The following is a 15328-nucleotide window of genomic DNA, read 5'->3' on the forward strand; positions in this document are numbered from 1 at the left end:
TGGGGAAGGCTGGCGTGGAGATCCTCCGGCCAGGAGGAGAATCGTACGGGGAGAAAACGGGGAGATCGGGACATGGCGCAGAACCAGGGACTCGACTGGCTGCTGGACGACCTGACCGAGCGCATCCAAGAGGTCCGGCACGCACTGGTCCTGTCCAACGACGGCCTGGTGACGGGCGCGAGCACCGGACTGCGCCGCGAGGACGCCGAGCACCTCGCGGCCGTGTCGTCCGGCCTGCACAGTCTGGCCAAGGGCTCGGGACGGCACTTCGGGGCGGGCAGCGTCCGCCAGACGATGATCGAGTTCGACGACGCGGTGCTCTTCGTGACGGCGGCCGGCACCGGCAGCTGTCTGTGCGTTCTCAGCGGCGCGGAAGCGGACATCGGCCAGATCGCGTACGAGATGACGCTGCTGGTCAACCGGGTCGGCGAGCACCTCGACGTGGACGCCCGCCGGCCCGAACGAAAGCCGAGCACAGAGGCCTGACCTGCACGTTCTCCACCCCCGTGGAGTTATCCACAGGCCCGCCGCGAGGTGCGGGAAACCGGCTACGGTTTTTCCATCACGACCGCACACGGCGACCGACCATGGCGAGCGCACACGGTGACCGACCACGGCGAGCGCACACGGTGACCGACCACGGCGAGCGCACATGGCGACCGACCACGCCGACCCGCGCGACGGTCACCCACGCTTGGCCACCGCATGACGGTGACCGTGCGCGGCGCCGAGCCACTGACTCCACGGGGGAGACGACCATGTCAGGCACGATCGCGAAAACCGACCACCCCGCCTTCGGCCCGAGCCGGGCCGCCCGCGAACTCGACCTCAAGCGAGGCGACTTCGATCTCGCGGTGAACCTGGGACTCGTCCGCACCGTCCCGGACGCAGGCGGCGGAGTCCGACGCGTCACGCAGGCCGAACTCGACCGGCTGCGAGCCGCAGACGGATTCCCCGAGGGACTGCGGGAACGCGTCAGGACCACCGGCACCCACGAGGGCGCCGCACTCATGGAGATCGCGCCCACCAGGTTCACGAGCCTCGCCCGCTACGGCCTGCTGGTACCGGTACGCTTCTACCTCAACCGCTACCGGACGGTCGTCTGGCTGTATCTGGCGGAGGAGCTGCGGCAGTTCACATCCGAGGCGAGCAACGCCCGACTGCTGTCGGGGCGCTTGCCCCCGGAGATCCGGGACGGGCTGAAGGCGGGGCTGGATCGCCGCCCACGCAACTGGCGGGGACGCCACAGTGGATTCCTGCTGCGCCACGCGGGCGACGACCCGTGGGCTCACGCGGCATCCGTCGCCTCCCTCCTGGACCCCGCCGACGTCGCGGAAGTCGTCCAGGATCCCGACGAGCGAGCCCGACTGGACCGTCTGCGCCCTCGCCTCCCCGCCCACGGGGCGCCCGGCTCACCGGCGGCCGAGTTGGCCGGGACCCTCATGACGGCGAGCGAGCCCGACGAGGTGGCCTGGTTCCGTGCGGATCTGTCCCACACCTTGGTGAGGGCACGCAGGGAGTGCCCGTTTCCCCGACCGGTTCCCGCACCGACCGCGCCCGCGACAGTGACCGCGATCCCTACGGCCATTCCGACCGCGACCATGCCACCCGTCCCGGATCCGGTTCCGATTCCGGTACCGATTCCGGTGTCGGTTCCGGCGGCGAAACCGACATCACCCGCCGTGCAGCCCGCACCACCCCCCGCGACACCGAGGCCGACCGGCCTGCTGGGCCGCCTGCGGCGCAGAGGCCGCCGGCGATCCGCCACGAGCGCGTGAGCCGCCTCGCGGACGGGCAGGCTGCAAGTCCGGAGGCGGGCGACTCGCTTACTCGGCAGCCGGCGCGGTACACGGCTACGTGAGCCCGGGCGGTGGGCCGGGCAGGCCCCTGGTAAATCCTGCGTCTACTCCGTCGTCGCCCTGATCAATGCGCTCATGGTGCCGCGGACGTCCGGGCCACTGACGGCGGGGAAGCAACCCGGCCGGCGGCCTCGCCCCAAGTCGTCGGCGGGGCCGGAGGAAAGGGCGTCGGTCATGCCCGAGCTGCCCGATGTGGAGGGCTTCCGGCAGGTGCTCGACTCCTGTGCGACCGGCCGGGTGATCAGACACGTCGACGTGCGGGACCCGGGCGTCCTGCACGGGGTCGATGCCCGGGGACTGCGCGACGCGCTGGAGGGACGACGGCTCGGCACGCCCCGGCGGCACGGCAAGTGGCTGCTGGCCCGCACCGGCGGCCCCACCCTCGTCCTGCACTTCGGCATGACCGGCAGCCTGGTCTGCGCCCACGCCGAGGACACCGTCGAGGCTCATGATCGCGTCCTGTTCACGCTGGGCGGCGGTCGCCAGCTGCGCTTCCGTGACCAGCGCAAGCTCCAGGGCCTGTGGCTCGCCCACGACGAGCCCGAGGTCGACCGGCTGCTCGGGCGGCAGGGCCCCGACGCGCTGGTGGTGGACCGGGACGCGTTCGAGACGGTGCTCGGGGCCCGCCGCGGCCGGCTCAAGACGGTGCTCACCGACCAGTCGGTCCTCGCAGGTCTCGGCAACCTGCTGGCCGACGAGATCCTGTGGCGCGCGCGGCTGCGCCCCGACCGCCCGGTGGCCGGTCTGACCGAGTCCGACCGCCGACGCCTGTACCGGGAGATGCGGCGCACCTTGCGCGCCTCCGTCACGGCCGGTCGTGTCCCGCCGCGCGACTCCTGGCTCACCGGCCGCCGTGACGACCCCGACCCCGGCTGCCCGCGGTGCGGCACCGCCCTGAGCCGGTCACGGATGGCCGGCCGCGGCACGGTGTGGTGCCCGCGCTGCCAGCCCGAACCCTGACCCGCACCACCATCGGCACCACCATCGGTCCCGGCCCCGACCGGTCTCTCGCCGCCTCTCCCGATCCCGTCAAGCCCTCAGGGTGCGTCCACCGCACGCCGCTCCTCGTCCGGGGCCACCAGCGACTGGGTGAGCGGGATCCGCGCCAGCGCGAGGACCCCTGCGGCGATCAGCGCGACACCGAACAGCTGGGGCAGCAGCCACCAGCCCGAGCGGATCGTCTCCTCGTAGAGCAGGATGCCGAGGGCGAGGCTCACCAAGGCGTCACCGAGGGTGAGCGCGGGCTGGGAGGCGACCAGCGGGCCGGCCTGCATCGCGTTCTCCAGCAGGAACAGCGCGCACACCCCGGTCGCGGCGAAGGCGTACGTCTGCCAGGCGGTGAGGAATCCGGTGAGTCCTTGGTCGTCGAGGATGTGGGTGGCGGCCTTCATCAGGGCCGCGGTCACCGCGTAGCTGATGGCCGTCGCGGCACCCAGGCAGGCCGCCCGGGCGCGGCCCTCCGGTCGTCCGAGGGCCGCGAGGGTGAGGCCGACGACGGCGCCCGCGCAGACGGCGAGCGCGGGGATCCAGCGTTCCAGCTCCACATGGGTGCGATCGCCGGAGGGGGAGGCGGCGGCGAGGGCGATCGCCAGCCCCGCCACCACCACCGTCACGGCCAGCCAGCCCGAGCGCGGCAGCCGCCGGTGCATCAGCAGGGAGGCGACGACCAGGGTGAGCGGCAGTTCCAGCACGAACAGCGGCTGCACGATCGTCAGCGGTCCGGTCGCCAGGGCCAGCGCCTGGAAGACGGCGGCGCCGATCACCGTGACGATGCCGGCCAGCCAGACGGGCCGGCGCAGCAGATCGAGCATCAGCCCGGCCCGCAGGCCCTCGGAGCGTGGCACGGTCAGCGCCGCCTTGCGCTGCAACACCGTCGCGACGGCGTTGCTCAGGGCCGCGCAGACCGCGAACAGCACGGGGAGCACGGAGTGCAGCGTGGCCACCTCCCGGATCGGCGGGCGTGTGACGCCGGCTGGACCGTCTCCAGCCATGGTCACCGGATCCGGGCGCGGGCGCGATCGGAGCCGTCCGGCCGGGGCATCGCCCTGCCCAGTGGCCGCGCGTCAGCCCAGCTGCCGGAAGAGCCCCTCCTGCACGACCGACACCACCAGCCGGCCCTCACGGTCGTAGATCCGGCCGCGGGCCAGACCACGGCCGCCGACCGCGATGGGAGACTCCTGGTCGTACAGCAGCCAGTCGTCCGCGCGGAACGGGCGGTGGAACCACATGGCGTGGTCCAGCGACGCCATGTCGAAGCCCCGCGGCCCCCACAGCGGTTCGACCGGGATGCGGACGGCGTCCAGCAGGGTCATGTCGCTGGCGTAGGTCAGGGCGCAGGTGTGCACGAGCGGGTCGTCGCCGAGCGGCCCGACGGCGCGCATCCACACGGCGCTGCGCGGCTCGGAGTCCCGGACCTCCTCGGCGGTCCAGCGCAGCCGGTCCACGTACCGGATGTCGAAGGGCTGGCGGCGGGCCATCCGCTCCAGCTGCTCCGGCAGCGCCCCGAGGTGCTCGCGGATCTCGTCCGTCACCGTGGGCAGGGACTCGGGGTCGGGGACCTCGCGGGCCGGGGGCAGCTGGTGCTCGAAGCCGCCGTCCTCCGGCTTGTGGAAGGAGGCGGTGAGGTTGAAGATCGTGCGGCCCTGCTGCACGGCCGTGACCCGCCGCGTGGTGAAGGAGCGCCCGTCACGCACGTGCTCCACCTGGTACACGATCGGCACGCCCGGGCGGCCGGGGCGCAGGAAGTAGGCGTGCAGCGAGTGGACGGGGCGGTCGCCCTCCGTGGTGCGGCCGGCGGCGACCAGGGCCTGGCCCGCCACCTGCCCGCCGAAGACCCGCTGCAGGGACTCCTGCGGGCTGCGGCCGCGGAAGATGTCGACCTCGATCTGCTCCAGGTCGAGCAGGTCGACCAGCCGGTCGGCCGGGTTCGTCGTCATGGGTGGGATTCTCCTGTGCTCGCTGCTGCCCGGCCGGTCAGAGCTGGCCGACGTCGGTGACGCGCACGACCGCGCGGCCCTCCGCGTCCGAGGCGGCGAGGTCGACCTCCGCGCTGATGCCCCAGTCGTGGTCGCCGTTCGGGTCGTGGAAGATCTGCCGGACCCGCCACAGGGCGTGCGCCGGATCCTCCTCGATGACGAGGAGCTTCGGGCCGCGGGCGTCGGGGCCGGTGCCGAGGTCGTCGTACTCGTCCCAGTACTTGTCCATGGCCTCGCCCCAGGCGTCGGCGTCCCAGCCGGACTCCGCGTCCATCTCGCCCAGTTCCCGGACGTGGTCCAGTGCGGCCAGTTCGACGCGGCGGAACATGGCGTTGCGGACCAGGACGCGGAAGGCGCGCGCGTTGGCGGTGACCGGCTTGACCTCGTCGGCCTTCTCCTGGGCCTCCTCGGCGGTCATCTCCTCCGGGTTGGCCAGCTGCTCCCACTCGTCCAGCAGGCTGGAGTCGACCTGGCGCACCATCTCGCCCAGCCACTCGATCAGGTCCTGCAGGTCCTCGGACTTCAGGTCGTCCGGGACGGTGTGGTCGAGGGCCTTGTAGGCGCTGGCCAGGTAGCGCAGCACGATGCCCTCGGTGCGGGCCAGCTCGTAGTGGGACACCAACTCGGTGAAGGACAGCGCCCGTTCGTACATGTCCCGGATGACCGACTTCGGCGACAGCGGGTGGTCGCCGACCCAGGGGTGGCTCTTGCGGTACGTGTTGTACGCGTGGAAGAGCAGCTCCTCCAAGGGCTTCGGGTACGTGATGTCCTGGAGGCGCTCCATGCGCTCCTCGTACTCGACGCCGTCCGCCTTCATCTGCGCCACGGCCTCACCGCGCGCCTTGTTCTGCTGGGCGGCGAGGATCTGCCGCGGGTCGTCCAGGGTCGACTCCACGACGGACACCATGTCGAGCGCGTACGACGGCGACTCGGGGTCCAGCAGCTCGAACGCGGCGAGCGCGAACGTGGACAGCGGCTGGTTGAGCGCGAAGTCCTGCTGGAGGTCGACGGTGAGCCGGACGATCCGGCCGGTCGGGTCCGGCTCGTCGAGCTTCTCGACGATGCCGCCGTCCAGCAGCGAACGGTAGATGGCGATGGCCCGGCGGATGTGCCGCAGTTGCTGCTTGCGCGGCTCGTGGTTGTCCTCCAGCAGCCGGCGCATCGCCTCGAAGGCGTTGCCGGGGCGGGCGATCACCGACAGCAGCATCGTGTGCGTCACCCGGAACCGGGAGGTCAGCGGCTCCGGTTCGGAGGTGATCAGCTTCTCGAAGGTCTGCTCCGACCAGGCGACGAAGCCCTCCGGGGCCTTCTTGCGGACGACCTTGCGGCGCTTCTTGGGGTCGTCCCCGGCCTTGGCGAGTGCCTTCTCGTTCTCCACGACGTGCTCGGGGGCCTGCGCGACGACGAAGCCCTCCGTGTCGTAGCCCGCCCGGCCGGCACGGCCCGCGATCTGGTGGAACTCCCGGGCCCGCAGCGTGCGGACGCGGGTGCCGTCGTACTTGGTGAGGGCCGTGAACAGCACCGTGCGGATGGGGACGTTGACGCCGACGCCGAGCGTGTCCGTGCCGCAGATGACCTTCAGCAGACCGGCCTGCGCGAGTTTCTCCACGAGGCGGCGGTACTTGGGCAGCATGCCGGCGTGGTGGACGCCGATGCCGTGCCGCACGTAACGGGAGAGGTTGCGGCCGAACTTGGTGGTGAAGCGGAAGCTGCCGATCAGGTCGGCGATCTGCTCCTTCTCCTCCTTCGAGCACATGTTGATGCTCATCAGCGCCTGCGCGCGCTCCACCGCCTGCGCCTGCGTGAAGTGCACGATGTAGACGGGCGCCTGCCGGGCCTGCAGCAGGTCGGTCAGCGTCTCCGTGAGCGGCGTGTAGCGGTACTCGTAGGACAGCGGCACCGGACGGGTCGCCGAGCGGACCACCGCCGTGGGGCGGCCGGTGCGGCGGGTGAGGTCCTTCTCGAAGAAGGAGACGTCGCCGAGCGTCGCCGACATCAGCACGAACTGCGCCTGCGGCAGCTCCAGGATGGGGATCTGCCAGGCCCAGCCGCGGTCGCCCTCGGCGTAGAAGTGGAACTCGTCCATCACGACCTGGCCGACGTCCGCGTCCTTGCCGTCGCGCAGCGCGATCGACGCCAGGACCTCGGCGGTGCAGCAGATGACGGGAGCGTCGGAGTTGACCGAGGCGTCGCCGGTGAGCATGCCGACGTTCTCGGTGCCGAAGATCTTGCACAGCTCGAAGAACTTCTCCGACACCAGTGCCTTGATCGGAGCCGTGTAGAAGGTGACCTCGTCACGGGCCAGGGCCGCGAAGTGCGCACCCGCCGCGATCATGCTCTTGCCGGAACCGGTGGGCGTCGACACGATCACGTTCGCGCCGGAGACCACCTCGATCAGCGCCTCCTCCTGGTGGGGGTAGAGGGTGAGCCCCCGCTCGCCGGCCCACGACTCGAAGGCTTCGTACAGGGCGTCGGGGTCGGCGGTCGTCGGCAGCTGATCGATGAGGGTCACGCCCCCATCTTGCCCGGCCGGGTGCCCGAACCGGGAATCGGCTGCCGGCCGGAAGATCACGAACGCTACGCTGGGGCGCCGGTGACGCGTCCGCGCACCCGGCCAACTGGACAGCGGCACACGAGGAATGGGGCGGGCCACGGCCATGATGGGACCAGCACACTCACTGTCGGGCGCCGCCGCCTGGCTCGGGGTCGGTGCGGCCGTGGCCGCCGCCGGGCAGCCGATGCCCTGGCCGGTCCTCCTCGCCGGGGCGCTGATCTGCGCCGGAGCCGCCCTCGCCCCGGACCTGGACCACAAGGCGGCCACCATCTCCCGGGCCTTCGGACCGCTGTCGCGCTGGCTGTGCGAGGTCGTCGACAAGCTGTCGTACGCCGTCTACAAGGCGACCAAGAAGCAGGGTGACCCGCGCCGCTCGGGCGGTCACCGCACGCTCACGCACACCTGGCTGTGGGCGGTCCTGATCGGCCTCGGCACCTCGGTCGCGGCGGTCACCGGTGACCGCTGGGGCGTGCTCGCCATCCTCTTCGTGCACCTGGTCCTCGCCATCGAGGGACTGCTGTGGCGGGCGACCCGCGGCTCCAGCGCCGACGTGCTGGTCTGGCTGCTGGCCGCGGCCACGGCGTGGATCCTGGCGGGCGTGCTGGACAAGCCGGGCAACGGGGCCGACTGGCTGTTCACGGATCCGGGCCAGGAGTACCTGTGGCTGGGACTGCCGGTGGTGCTGGGCGCGATCGTGCACGACATAGGGGACGCGCTGACCGTCTCCGGCTGCCCGGTCCTGTGGCCCATCCCGGTCGGGCGCAAGCGCTGGTACCCGGTCGGGCCGCCGAAGTTCATGCGGTTCCGGGCGGGCAGCTGGGTCGAGCTCCGGGTCCTGATGCCGGCGTTCATGCTCCTGGGCGGGGTGGGCTGCGCGGCGGCCCTCAACGTCATCTGACCCCGGCAACGTCATCCGACCCCGGCAACGTCACCTGACCCCGGCAACGTTCATCCGACCCCGGCAACGTCACCTGACTTCGGCAACGGTCATCTGGCCCCGGGCGCCCACCGGCCTGCGGCGCTCACCCGCCCCCGTACCGCCGTTCGAACGCCGCGACCCGGCCCTCCGAGTCCACGGTGCGGGCCTTGCCCGTGTAGAAGGGGTGGCTCTCCGAGGAGATCTCCACGTCCACGACCGGGTAGGTCTCGCCGTCGTCCCACTCGATGGTCTGGTCGCTGGTCGCCGTGGACCGGGTGAGGAAGGCGTAGCCGGCGGCGCGGTCGCGGAAGACGACGGGGTGGTAGTCGGGGTGCTTGTCCTGCTGCATGGATGCTCCTCGGGCCGCTGGAATCGGTACTGCGGTCAGCCGGGCAGGGTGTCCTCGTCGACGATGTGCACGGCTGCCTCCTCGGCCGACGCCGCGGCGCCGTCGATGCCCACGTCCGTGGCGACCAGCGCGGCCTCCTCGTCCTCGTGGGCGCCCTCGTCCGGGGCGACGAGCCGGCCGGAGCGGGCGGCACCGACCTCGTTGTCCAGGAGTTCCCCGTCGCCGCCCGCCCAGTCCCCGAGACCGTCGCCGTCCTGGGCGGCGTCCTCCGGCAGCTCCTCGGCGAGCCGCTGGTCCAGCGTCTCGCCCCGCAGCCGCTCGGCCGCCGTCACCCCGAGGTGCTCGACGGCCCACGGCCGCTCGGGCGGGGACCAGCCACGGTCCAGGGGATCGTCGACGCCGTCGTACTCCAGGGTGTCCTCGGCGTCGAGCACCCCCGTGTCCTCCCTCTGCTCGTCCTGGTCCGGCTGGTAGACGTCGTCTCCCCAGCCGTCGGAGCTGTTCACGGATACCTCCAGGGGGTGGGGACGGGCCCGTCTGCCGGGGCCCGCGCCGGGCCGCCGCCGCAGGCATCGGCGCCGCCCGCGACCGACGGTCCCGGAGGGTTCCCCGTGCCGGTGCCTGCTTCCAGCCTTCCACCGAGGTTCGGGACCGCGCAACGCCACGGCGCCACCGGCGCCCGCACCCGTCCCGGCCCGCTCAGCCGTGCCAGGACCGCCACAGCGCCGCGTACGCCCCGTCCGCCGCGACCAGCTCGTCGTGGCTGCCCAGCTCGCTGATCCGGCCGTTCTCCACGACCGCGATGACGTCGGCGTCGTGCGCGGTGTGCAGCCGGTGGGCGATGGCGACCACCGTGCGGCCGTCGAGGACCCGGGCCAGGGAGCGCTCCAGGTGGCGGGCCGCGCGCGGGTCGAGCAGGGAGGTCGCCTCGTCCAGGACCAGCGTGTGCGGGTCGGCCAGCACCAGTCGGGCCAGGGCGATCTGCTGGGCCTGCGCCGGGGTCAGGGCCAGGCCGCCCGAGCCGACCTCGGTGTCCAGGCCGTCGTCGAGGGCCCGGGCCCAGCCGTCCGCGTCGACCGCGCCCAGCGCCGCCCACAGCTCGGCGTCGACCGCGCCGGTCCTGGCGAGCCGGAGGTTGTCGCGCAGGGAGCCGACGAAGACGTGGTGCTCCTGGTTGACCAGGGCCACGTGCGCGCGGACCCGCTCGGCGGGCATCCTCGACAGCTCGGCCTCGCCCAGGGTGATCCGGCCGTCCCGCGGCGCGTAGATCCCGGCGAGCAGCCGGCCCAGCGTGGACTTGCCCGCACCGGAGGGGCCGACCAGGGCCAGCCGGGTGCCGGGGGCGACCTCCAGGGACACCTTGCGCAGGACGTCGACGCCCTCCAGGTAGCCGAAGTGCACCCGGTCGGCGCGCACCTGGCGTCCCTCGGGCACCACCGCGGCGTCCCCGGCGTCCGGCTCGATGTCCCGGACCCCGACGAGCCGGGCCAGCGACACCTGCGCCACCTGCAGCTCGTCGTACCAGCGCAGGATCATGCCGACCGGGTCGACCAGCATCTGCGCGATCAGCGCGCCGGTGGTGAGCTGGCCGACGTCGATCCAGCCGTGCAGGGCGAACACCCCGCCGATCAGCAGGACCGCGGCCAGCACGGTCACGTGGGTGACGTTGATGACCGGGAAGAGCACCGACCGCAGCCAGAGCGTGTAGCGCTCCCAGGCCGTCCACTCCCGGATCCGCTGCTCCGACAGGGCGACCCGGCGCTCGCCCAGGCGGTGGGCCTCCACGGTCCGGCCGGCGTCCACGGTCTCCGCGAGCGCGGCGGCCACGGCGGCGTACCCGGCGGCCTCCGAACGGTAGGCGGCCGGCGCCCGGCGGAAGTACCAGCGGCAGCCGGCGACGAGCAGCGGCAGCGCGAGCAGCACGGCGAGTGCCAGCGGCGGCGCGGTGACGACCAGCCCGCCCATCAGCAGGACCACCCACACCACGCCGATCGACAGCTGCGGGACGGCCTCGCGCATCGCGTTGGCCAGCCGGTCGATGTCCGTGGTGATCCGGGACAGCAGGTCGCCGGTCCCGGCCCGTTCCAGCACGCCCGGCGGCAGCCCGACCGAGCGCACGAGGAAGTCCTCGCGCAGGTCCGCCAGCATCCGCTCGCCCAGCATCGCCCCGCGCAGCCGCACCTGACGGACGAACACCGCGTGCACGGTCAGGGCCGCCACGAACAGCCCGGCGGTGAGCTCGAGCCGCAGGTCGCGGGCTCCGTCGGAGACCCGCTCCACGAGCCCGCCCAGCAGCCACGGGCCGGCCATCGAGGCGAGGACGGCCGTGGTGTTGACGGCGACCAGCAGCAGGAACGCACGGCGGTGCCGCCGCAGCAGTTCGGCCACGTAGGCGCGGACGGTGGCCGGGGCGCCGACGGGCAGGGTGCTCGCCGTCGTCGGGGCCGCCGGGTCGTACGCCGGTGGCGCGACGCCGATCATGCCTTCTCCTCGATCTCTTCCAGTTCCTGCAGGACGTCCTTCAGGGCGACGGAACCGCCCGGTGCGACCTCGTCGGCCGTCTCGCGGGTGACCACGGCCCGGTAGCGGGGTTCGGTGTGCACCAGCTCGCGGTGGGTGCCCACCGCCACGACCTCGCCCTCGTGCAGGAACGCCACCCGGTCGGCGCGGTCCAGCAGCAGCGGGGAGGAAGTGAACACCACGGTCGTGCGCCCGGCGCGCAACGCCCGTACGCCCTGGGCGATCCGGGCCTCGGTGTGCGAGTCGACGGCGGAGGTCGGTTCGTCCAGGACGAGCACCTCCGGGTCGGTGATCAGCGACCGGGCGAGCGCGAGCCGCTGCCGCTGGCCGCCGGACAGGGACCGGCCGCGCTCGGTGATCCGCGCGTCCATGGGGTCGGCGGCGTCCAGCGAGCCCTGCACCAGCGCGGCCAGCACGTCGTCGCACTGTGCGGCTGCCAGCGCCTGCCGGGGCTCGACGCCGCCCGAGGCGGGTACGTCCAGCAGCTCGCGCAGCGTGCCCGACAGCAGCACCGGGTCCTTGTCCTGGACGAGGACGGCCGTCCGGGCGCTGTCCAGCGGCAGGTCGTCGAGCGGCACCCCGCCGAGCAGCACCGGCACGCCCTCCTGGGAGGGGTGCCCGCCCAGCCGTTCGGCCAGCCGGCCCGCCGCGTCCGGGTCGCCGCACACCACGGCGGTCAGCAGCCCGGCGCGCGCGAGCAGTCCGGTCTGCGGGTCGTACAGGTCGCCCGAGGGGACCTCGGCGCCGCGCGATCCGGCGGTGTCCGTGGCCCGCTCCAGCGACAGCACCCCCGCGGCCCGCTTGGCCGAGGGCCGGGAGAAGGAGTACGCCATGGCGATCTCCTCGAAGTGCCGCAGGGGATAGGTGAGGACCATCACCGAGCTGTAGACGGTGACCAGTTCACCGACGGTGATCCGGCCCTCGCGGGCCAGCCCCACCCCGTGCCAGACGACCGCGACGAGCAGCAGACCCGGCAGCAGGACCTGGATCGCGGAGATCAGGGACCACATCCGGGCGCTGCGCACGGCCGCGTGGCGGACCTCCTGGGAGGCGCGGCGGTAGCGGTCGAGGAACAGTTCCTCCCCGCCGATGCCGCGCAGCACGCGCAGGCCGGCGACGGTGTCCGAGGCGAGTTCGGTGGCGCGTCCGGCCTTCTCGCGCTGGGTGTCGGCGCGCCGGGTGGCGCGGGGCAGCAGTGGCAGCACGGCGAGCGCCAGCGCGGGCAGGCCCACGGCGACGACCACGCCGAGCGCCGGCTGGTAGACCAGCAGGGCGGCGCAGACCAGCACGATGGTGACGAGGGCCGCGGTGAACCGGGAGAGGGCCTCGACGAACCAGCCGATCTTCTCGACGTCACCGGTGGACACCGCCACGACCTCGCCGGCCGCGACGCGCCGCGTCAGCGCCGAGCCCAGCGCGGCGGCCTTGCGGGCGAGCAGCTGCTGGACGCGGGCGGCCGCCGTGATCCAGTTGGTGATGGCGGTGCGGTGCAGGAAGGTGTCCCCGACCGCGTTGCCGACGCAGGCCAGTGCCAGCAGGCCGCCCGCCAGGGCCAGTCGTGATCCGGAGCGGTCCACGACCGCCTGGACGGCGACACCGACGCAGAACGGCAGCGCGGCGACGGAGGCGAAGTGCAGCAGCCCCCAGGCCAGTGACTTCAGCTGACCGCCCAGCTGATTCCTGAAGAGCCACCACAGGAATCGGGGCCCCGAACGCGCGTCGGGCACGCCCGGGTCGGGATACGGAAGGTCTTGAATCTGCATGACGTCCCAGTGGCTCGTGTCAGGGGGATGGGGGGAAGGCGGAAGGCAGCAAACCGTGACAGGTTCGCGTCGCCGCGTGGTCGGAGGCAACAGGTTTTCCGTCCACCGATCGGAACCGGCCGACACGGGCGGGAACCGGGCCGCTCCGAGGGGCCGTTGCGCATTGCGCGGGCGCCGGACTCCCCGTAGAACACCGCCCATGAAGAGACGGATCGTCATGTCCATGCTTGCCGGAGCGACCCTCCTGGCGAGCACCCTCCCGGGGACCGGGCCCGCCCACGCGGCCGACGCCCCCGCCCACGCCGCCGACGCCCCCGCCGAGTTCGGCACCGACTGGCACGACCCCGTCACGGCCGCCCCGCCCGTCGAGAGGCCGTCCGGGAAGTCCTGCGACGTCACCGTCGCGCGGGCGCAGTTCCGTGACTTCACCCCCTACCGCGGCACGTACACCCCGCCCGAGGGCTGCGGCGACCGCTGGAGCAAGGTGGTGCTGCGGCTGGACGGCAAGGTGAAGGGGCGTCAGTACGACCGGCTCGGCCACCTCAGCATCGGCGGGGTCGAGATCCTGCGCACCTCGACACCGCAGCCCTCGCCCGACGGCATCGCGTGGTCCGTGGAGAAGGACGTCACGCGCTACGGGGACACCCTCCGCCGGAGCCAGGACGTCGAGATGCTCATCGGGAACGTCGTCGACGACACCTACACCGGCGTGCTGGACGTCGAGGTGACGCTGACCTTCTACCCGGGCCGCCCCGGCCCCGCGAGCCCCGACCGGGTCCTCACCCTCGACGGCGGCACCACCCTCACCACCCCGCGCAACAGCGAACGCGTCGTCGCCGAGGTGTACGCGACCGGCTCCGGCGGCGGCTGCGAGGAGTACTGGTACCTGAGCGTGCCCGACCCGGCGCCGTACTCCTGCCGGGCGGACCGCGGCCCCTACCGCGAGGTGCAGATCCGCGTCGACGGCCGGCTCGCGGGCATCGCCACACCCTTCCCGACCGTGTGGACCGGCGGCTGGTCCAACCCGTTCCTGTGGTACGTGATCCCCGGCCCGCGCGCCTTCGACGTCAAGCCGATCACCTACGACCTCACCCCCTTCGCCGGCCTCCTCAACGACGGCCGCCCGCACCGCGTCGAGGTCTCGGTCGTCGGTGTGCCCGAGGGCCGGGCCGGCTGGAGCACCCCCGTGAACGTCCTGGTCTGGCAGGACGAGCGGCGCGCACACGTCACCGGCGGGCTGACCGCGCACCGGGAGGGCGACCTCACCGGCTCCTCCTCCTACACGCCCGGTCCGGAGCACCGGGTGGACACCGAGGGCGCCCACCGCCTCACGGTCGCCGGTTACGTCGACACCTCGCACGGCCGCGTCCACACCACCGTCGGCCGCCGGCTCGCCCACACCTCCGCGCACCGCTGGACCGACGGCGAGACCGGCGACGCCCTCGAAGCGACCTGGACCGACGCCGAGTCGGTGAGCGTCGACGGCCGCACCACGCGTACGCACCGCACCTACACGATGGACGGCACGACCACCCTCGGCGCGGGCGACCGGCTGCGCACCGTGCTGACCCTCGGCGACCGCGCCACGACCGTCGAGACGCGCGGCGCCCGGCGCACCGGATGGTCACGGCTCGACGACACCTACACGGGGGACGCCACCTACACGGCGAACGTGCCCCGCGACCAGCGGCACGCGGTCGGCACCACGAGCGAGCGCCACCGGCTGTACGGCTCGCACGGCTGCCACGACCGCACGCTGACCACCGTGCAGGGGGTGCTCACCGAGGACCGCGCCCGCTGCTGACGCGCCGACACCGCAAGCCCGCACGCCCGCAAGCCCGTGTTTTGAACGGGCCGGCCGGTGCGGACGCGGGCCGCGGTCGCCGCCGGGCGGAACCGGCGGCGGCCGCGGCGGCTGCCGGATCCGACCGGGTCAGCAGGACTGCACGGGGGCGCCGTCGACGAGGGTGTCCAGCAGCTCCCCGAGCGCCTCGCGCTGATCCCCCGTCAGCGGCGCGAGGATCTCCTCCGCCGCCGACCGGCGCACCGCCCGCAGCTCGCGCAGCGCGGCCCGCCCGTCGTCGGTGAGCTCGATGCGGATCACCCGGCGGTTCGCCGGGTCCGGGACCCGCCGCACCTTCCCGCTCGCCTCCAGCCCGTCGACCAGCGTCGTCACGGCCCGCGGCACCACCTCCAGGCGCTCGGCCAGGTCGGCCATGCGCGGCGGCGAACCCCAGTGCGCGAGCGTGCGCAGCAGCCGGGACTGGGCCGGGGTGATGCCGAGGTCGCGCTGCTCCAGGTGCCGCTTCTGGATGCGGTGCACCCGGCGGGTGAGCCGCAGCAACTGCTCGGCGAGCAGGCCGTCGGAATCGGGCGTGGTCATGCGGGA

Annotated in this window: 13 protein-coding genes; 5 read left to right on the forward strand and 8 right to left on the reverse strand. The window is 73.2% G+C overall.

The window, feature by feature from the left end; genetic code table 11:
• The first annotated feature begins 72 nt into the window (after nucleotides 1–72).
• The 3 genes from ACPXCS_RS16715 to ACPXCS_RS16725 all read left to right on the forward strand — a co-directional run bounded on the left by ACPXCS_RS16715 (nucleotide 73) and on the right by ACPXCS_RS16725 (nucleotide 2819).
• A complete protein-coding gene (locus tag ACPXCS_RS16715) occupies nucleotides 73–486 on the forward strand; it encodes a roadblock/LC7 domain-containing protein (protein WP_425950400.1) in 414 nt (137 codons plus the stop codon).
• A gap of 272 nt (nucleotides 487–758) precedes the next feature.
• Nucleotides 759–1778, forward strand: a complete 1020-nt coding sequence (locus tag ACPXCS_RS16720) for a DUF6397 family protein (RefSeq protein ID WP_425950402.1) — start codon at nucleotides 759–761, stop codon at nucleotides 1776–1778.
• 255 nt (nucleotides 1779–2033) lie between these two features.
• A complete protein-coding gene (locus ACPXCS_RS16725; RefSeq protein WP_425950404.1) occupies nucleotides 2034–2819 on the forward strand; it encodes an Fpg/Nei family DNA glycosylase in 786 nt (261 codons plus the stop codon).
• 77 nt (nucleotides 2820–2896) lie between these two features.
• On the opposite strand, the gene ACPXCS_RS16730 is transcribed toward ACPXCS_RS16725, so the two are convergent.
• The 3 genes from ACPXCS_RS16730 to ACPXCS_RS16740 all read right to left on the reverse strand — a co-directional run bounded on the left by ACPXCS_RS16730 (nucleotide 2897) and on the right by ACPXCS_RS16740 (nucleotide 7346).
• A complete protein-coding gene (locus ACPXCS_RS16730; protein WP_425950481.1) occupies nucleotides 2897–3793 on the reverse strand; it encodes a DMT family transporter in 897 nt (298 codons plus the stop codon).
• A gap of 129 nt (nucleotides 3794–3922) precedes the next feature.
• Nucleotides 3923–4795 carry an acyl-CoA thioesterase gene (locus ACPXCS_RS16735; RefSeq protein ID WP_425950406.1) on the reverse strand — a complete coding sequence of 291 codons (873 nt, stop codon included), beginning with the start codon at nucleotides 4793–4795 and terminating at the stop codon, nucleotides 3923–3925.
• A 37-nt stretch (nucleotides 4796–4832) separates the two neighbouring features.
• Nucleotides 4833–7346, reverse strand: coding sequence for a DEAD/DEAH box helicase (locus tag ACPXCS_RS16740; protein ID WP_425950408.1), 2514 nt, complete (start codon nucleotides 7344–7346; stop codon nucleotides 4833–4835).
• 145 nt (nucleotides 7347–7491) lie between these two features.
• Between ACPXCS_RS16740 and ACPXCS_RS16745 the strand changes: the two genes are divergently transcribed.
• A complete protein-coding gene (locus tag ACPXCS_RS16745) occupies nucleotides 7492–8286 on the forward strand; it encodes a metal-dependent hydrolase (RefSeq protein WP_425950409.1) in 795 nt (264 codons plus the stop codon).
• A 124-nt stretch (nucleotides 8287–8410) separates the two neighbouring features.
• Here the strand turns inward: ACPXCS_RS16745 and ACPXCS_RS16750 are convergent, their stop codons facing one another.
• From ACPXCS_RS16750 to ACPXCS_RS16765, 4 genes are all read right to left on the reverse strand, one after another.
• Entirely contained in the window at nucleotides 8411–8656 is a 246-nt protein-coding gene (locus ACPXCS_RS16750) for a type B 50S ribosomal protein L31 (protein ID WP_010040933.1), read from the reverse strand.
• A 35-nt stretch (nucleotides 8657–8691) separates the two neighbouring features.
• On the reverse strand, nucleotides 8692–9162 hold the full coding sequence (locus tag ACPXCS_RS16755) for a DUF5709 domain-containing protein (RefSeq protein WP_425950411.1): 471 nt from the start codon (nucleotides 9160–9162) through the stop codon (nucleotides 8692–8694).
• A gap of 193 nt (nucleotides 9163–9355) precedes the next feature.
• Nucleotides 9356–11137, reverse strand: coding sequence for an ABC transporter ATP-binding protein (locus ACPXCS_RS16760; protein ID WP_425950413.1), 1782 nt, complete (start codon nucleotides 11135–11137; stop codon nucleotides 9356–9358).
• Nucleotides 11134–12939: an ABC transporter ATP-binding protein gene (locus ACPXCS_RS16765; protein WP_425950415.1), complete on the reverse strand. Its 1806-nt coding sequence runs from the start codon at nucleotides 12937–12939 to the stop codon at nucleotides 11134–11136. Before ACPXCS_RS16765 ends, ACPXCS_RS16760 begins: the two co-directional genes overlap by 4 nt.
• A 199-nt stretch (nucleotides 12940–13138) precedes the next feature.
• Here ACPXCS_RS16765 and ACPXCS_RS16770 point away from each other — a divergent pair, with 199 nt between their 5' ends.
• Entirely contained in the window at nucleotides 13139–14743 is a 1605-nt protein-coding gene (locus ACPXCS_RS16770) for a peptide-N4-asparagine amidase (protein WP_425950417.1), read from the forward strand.
• 129 nt (nucleotides 14744–14872) lie between these two features.
• Here ACPXCS_RS16770 and ACPXCS_RS16775 read toward each other — a convergent pair whose 3' ends face one another.
• The gene (locus tag ACPXCS_RS16775) at nucleotides 14873–15322 is read right to left on the reverse strand and encodes a MarR family winged helix-turn-helix transcriptional regulator (RefSeq protein WP_425950419.1); all 450 of its coding nucleotides are present in this window, start codon (nucleotides 15320–15322) and stop codon (nucleotides 14873–14875) included.
• Nucleotides 15323–15328 lie beyond the last annotated feature (6 nt).

Origin of the sequence: Streptomyces sp. DT190 (assembly GCF_049846985.1) — a bacterium.
Taxonomy (GTDB): domain Bacteria; phylum Actinomycetota; class Actinomycetes; order Streptomycetales; family Streptomycetaceae; genus Streptomyces.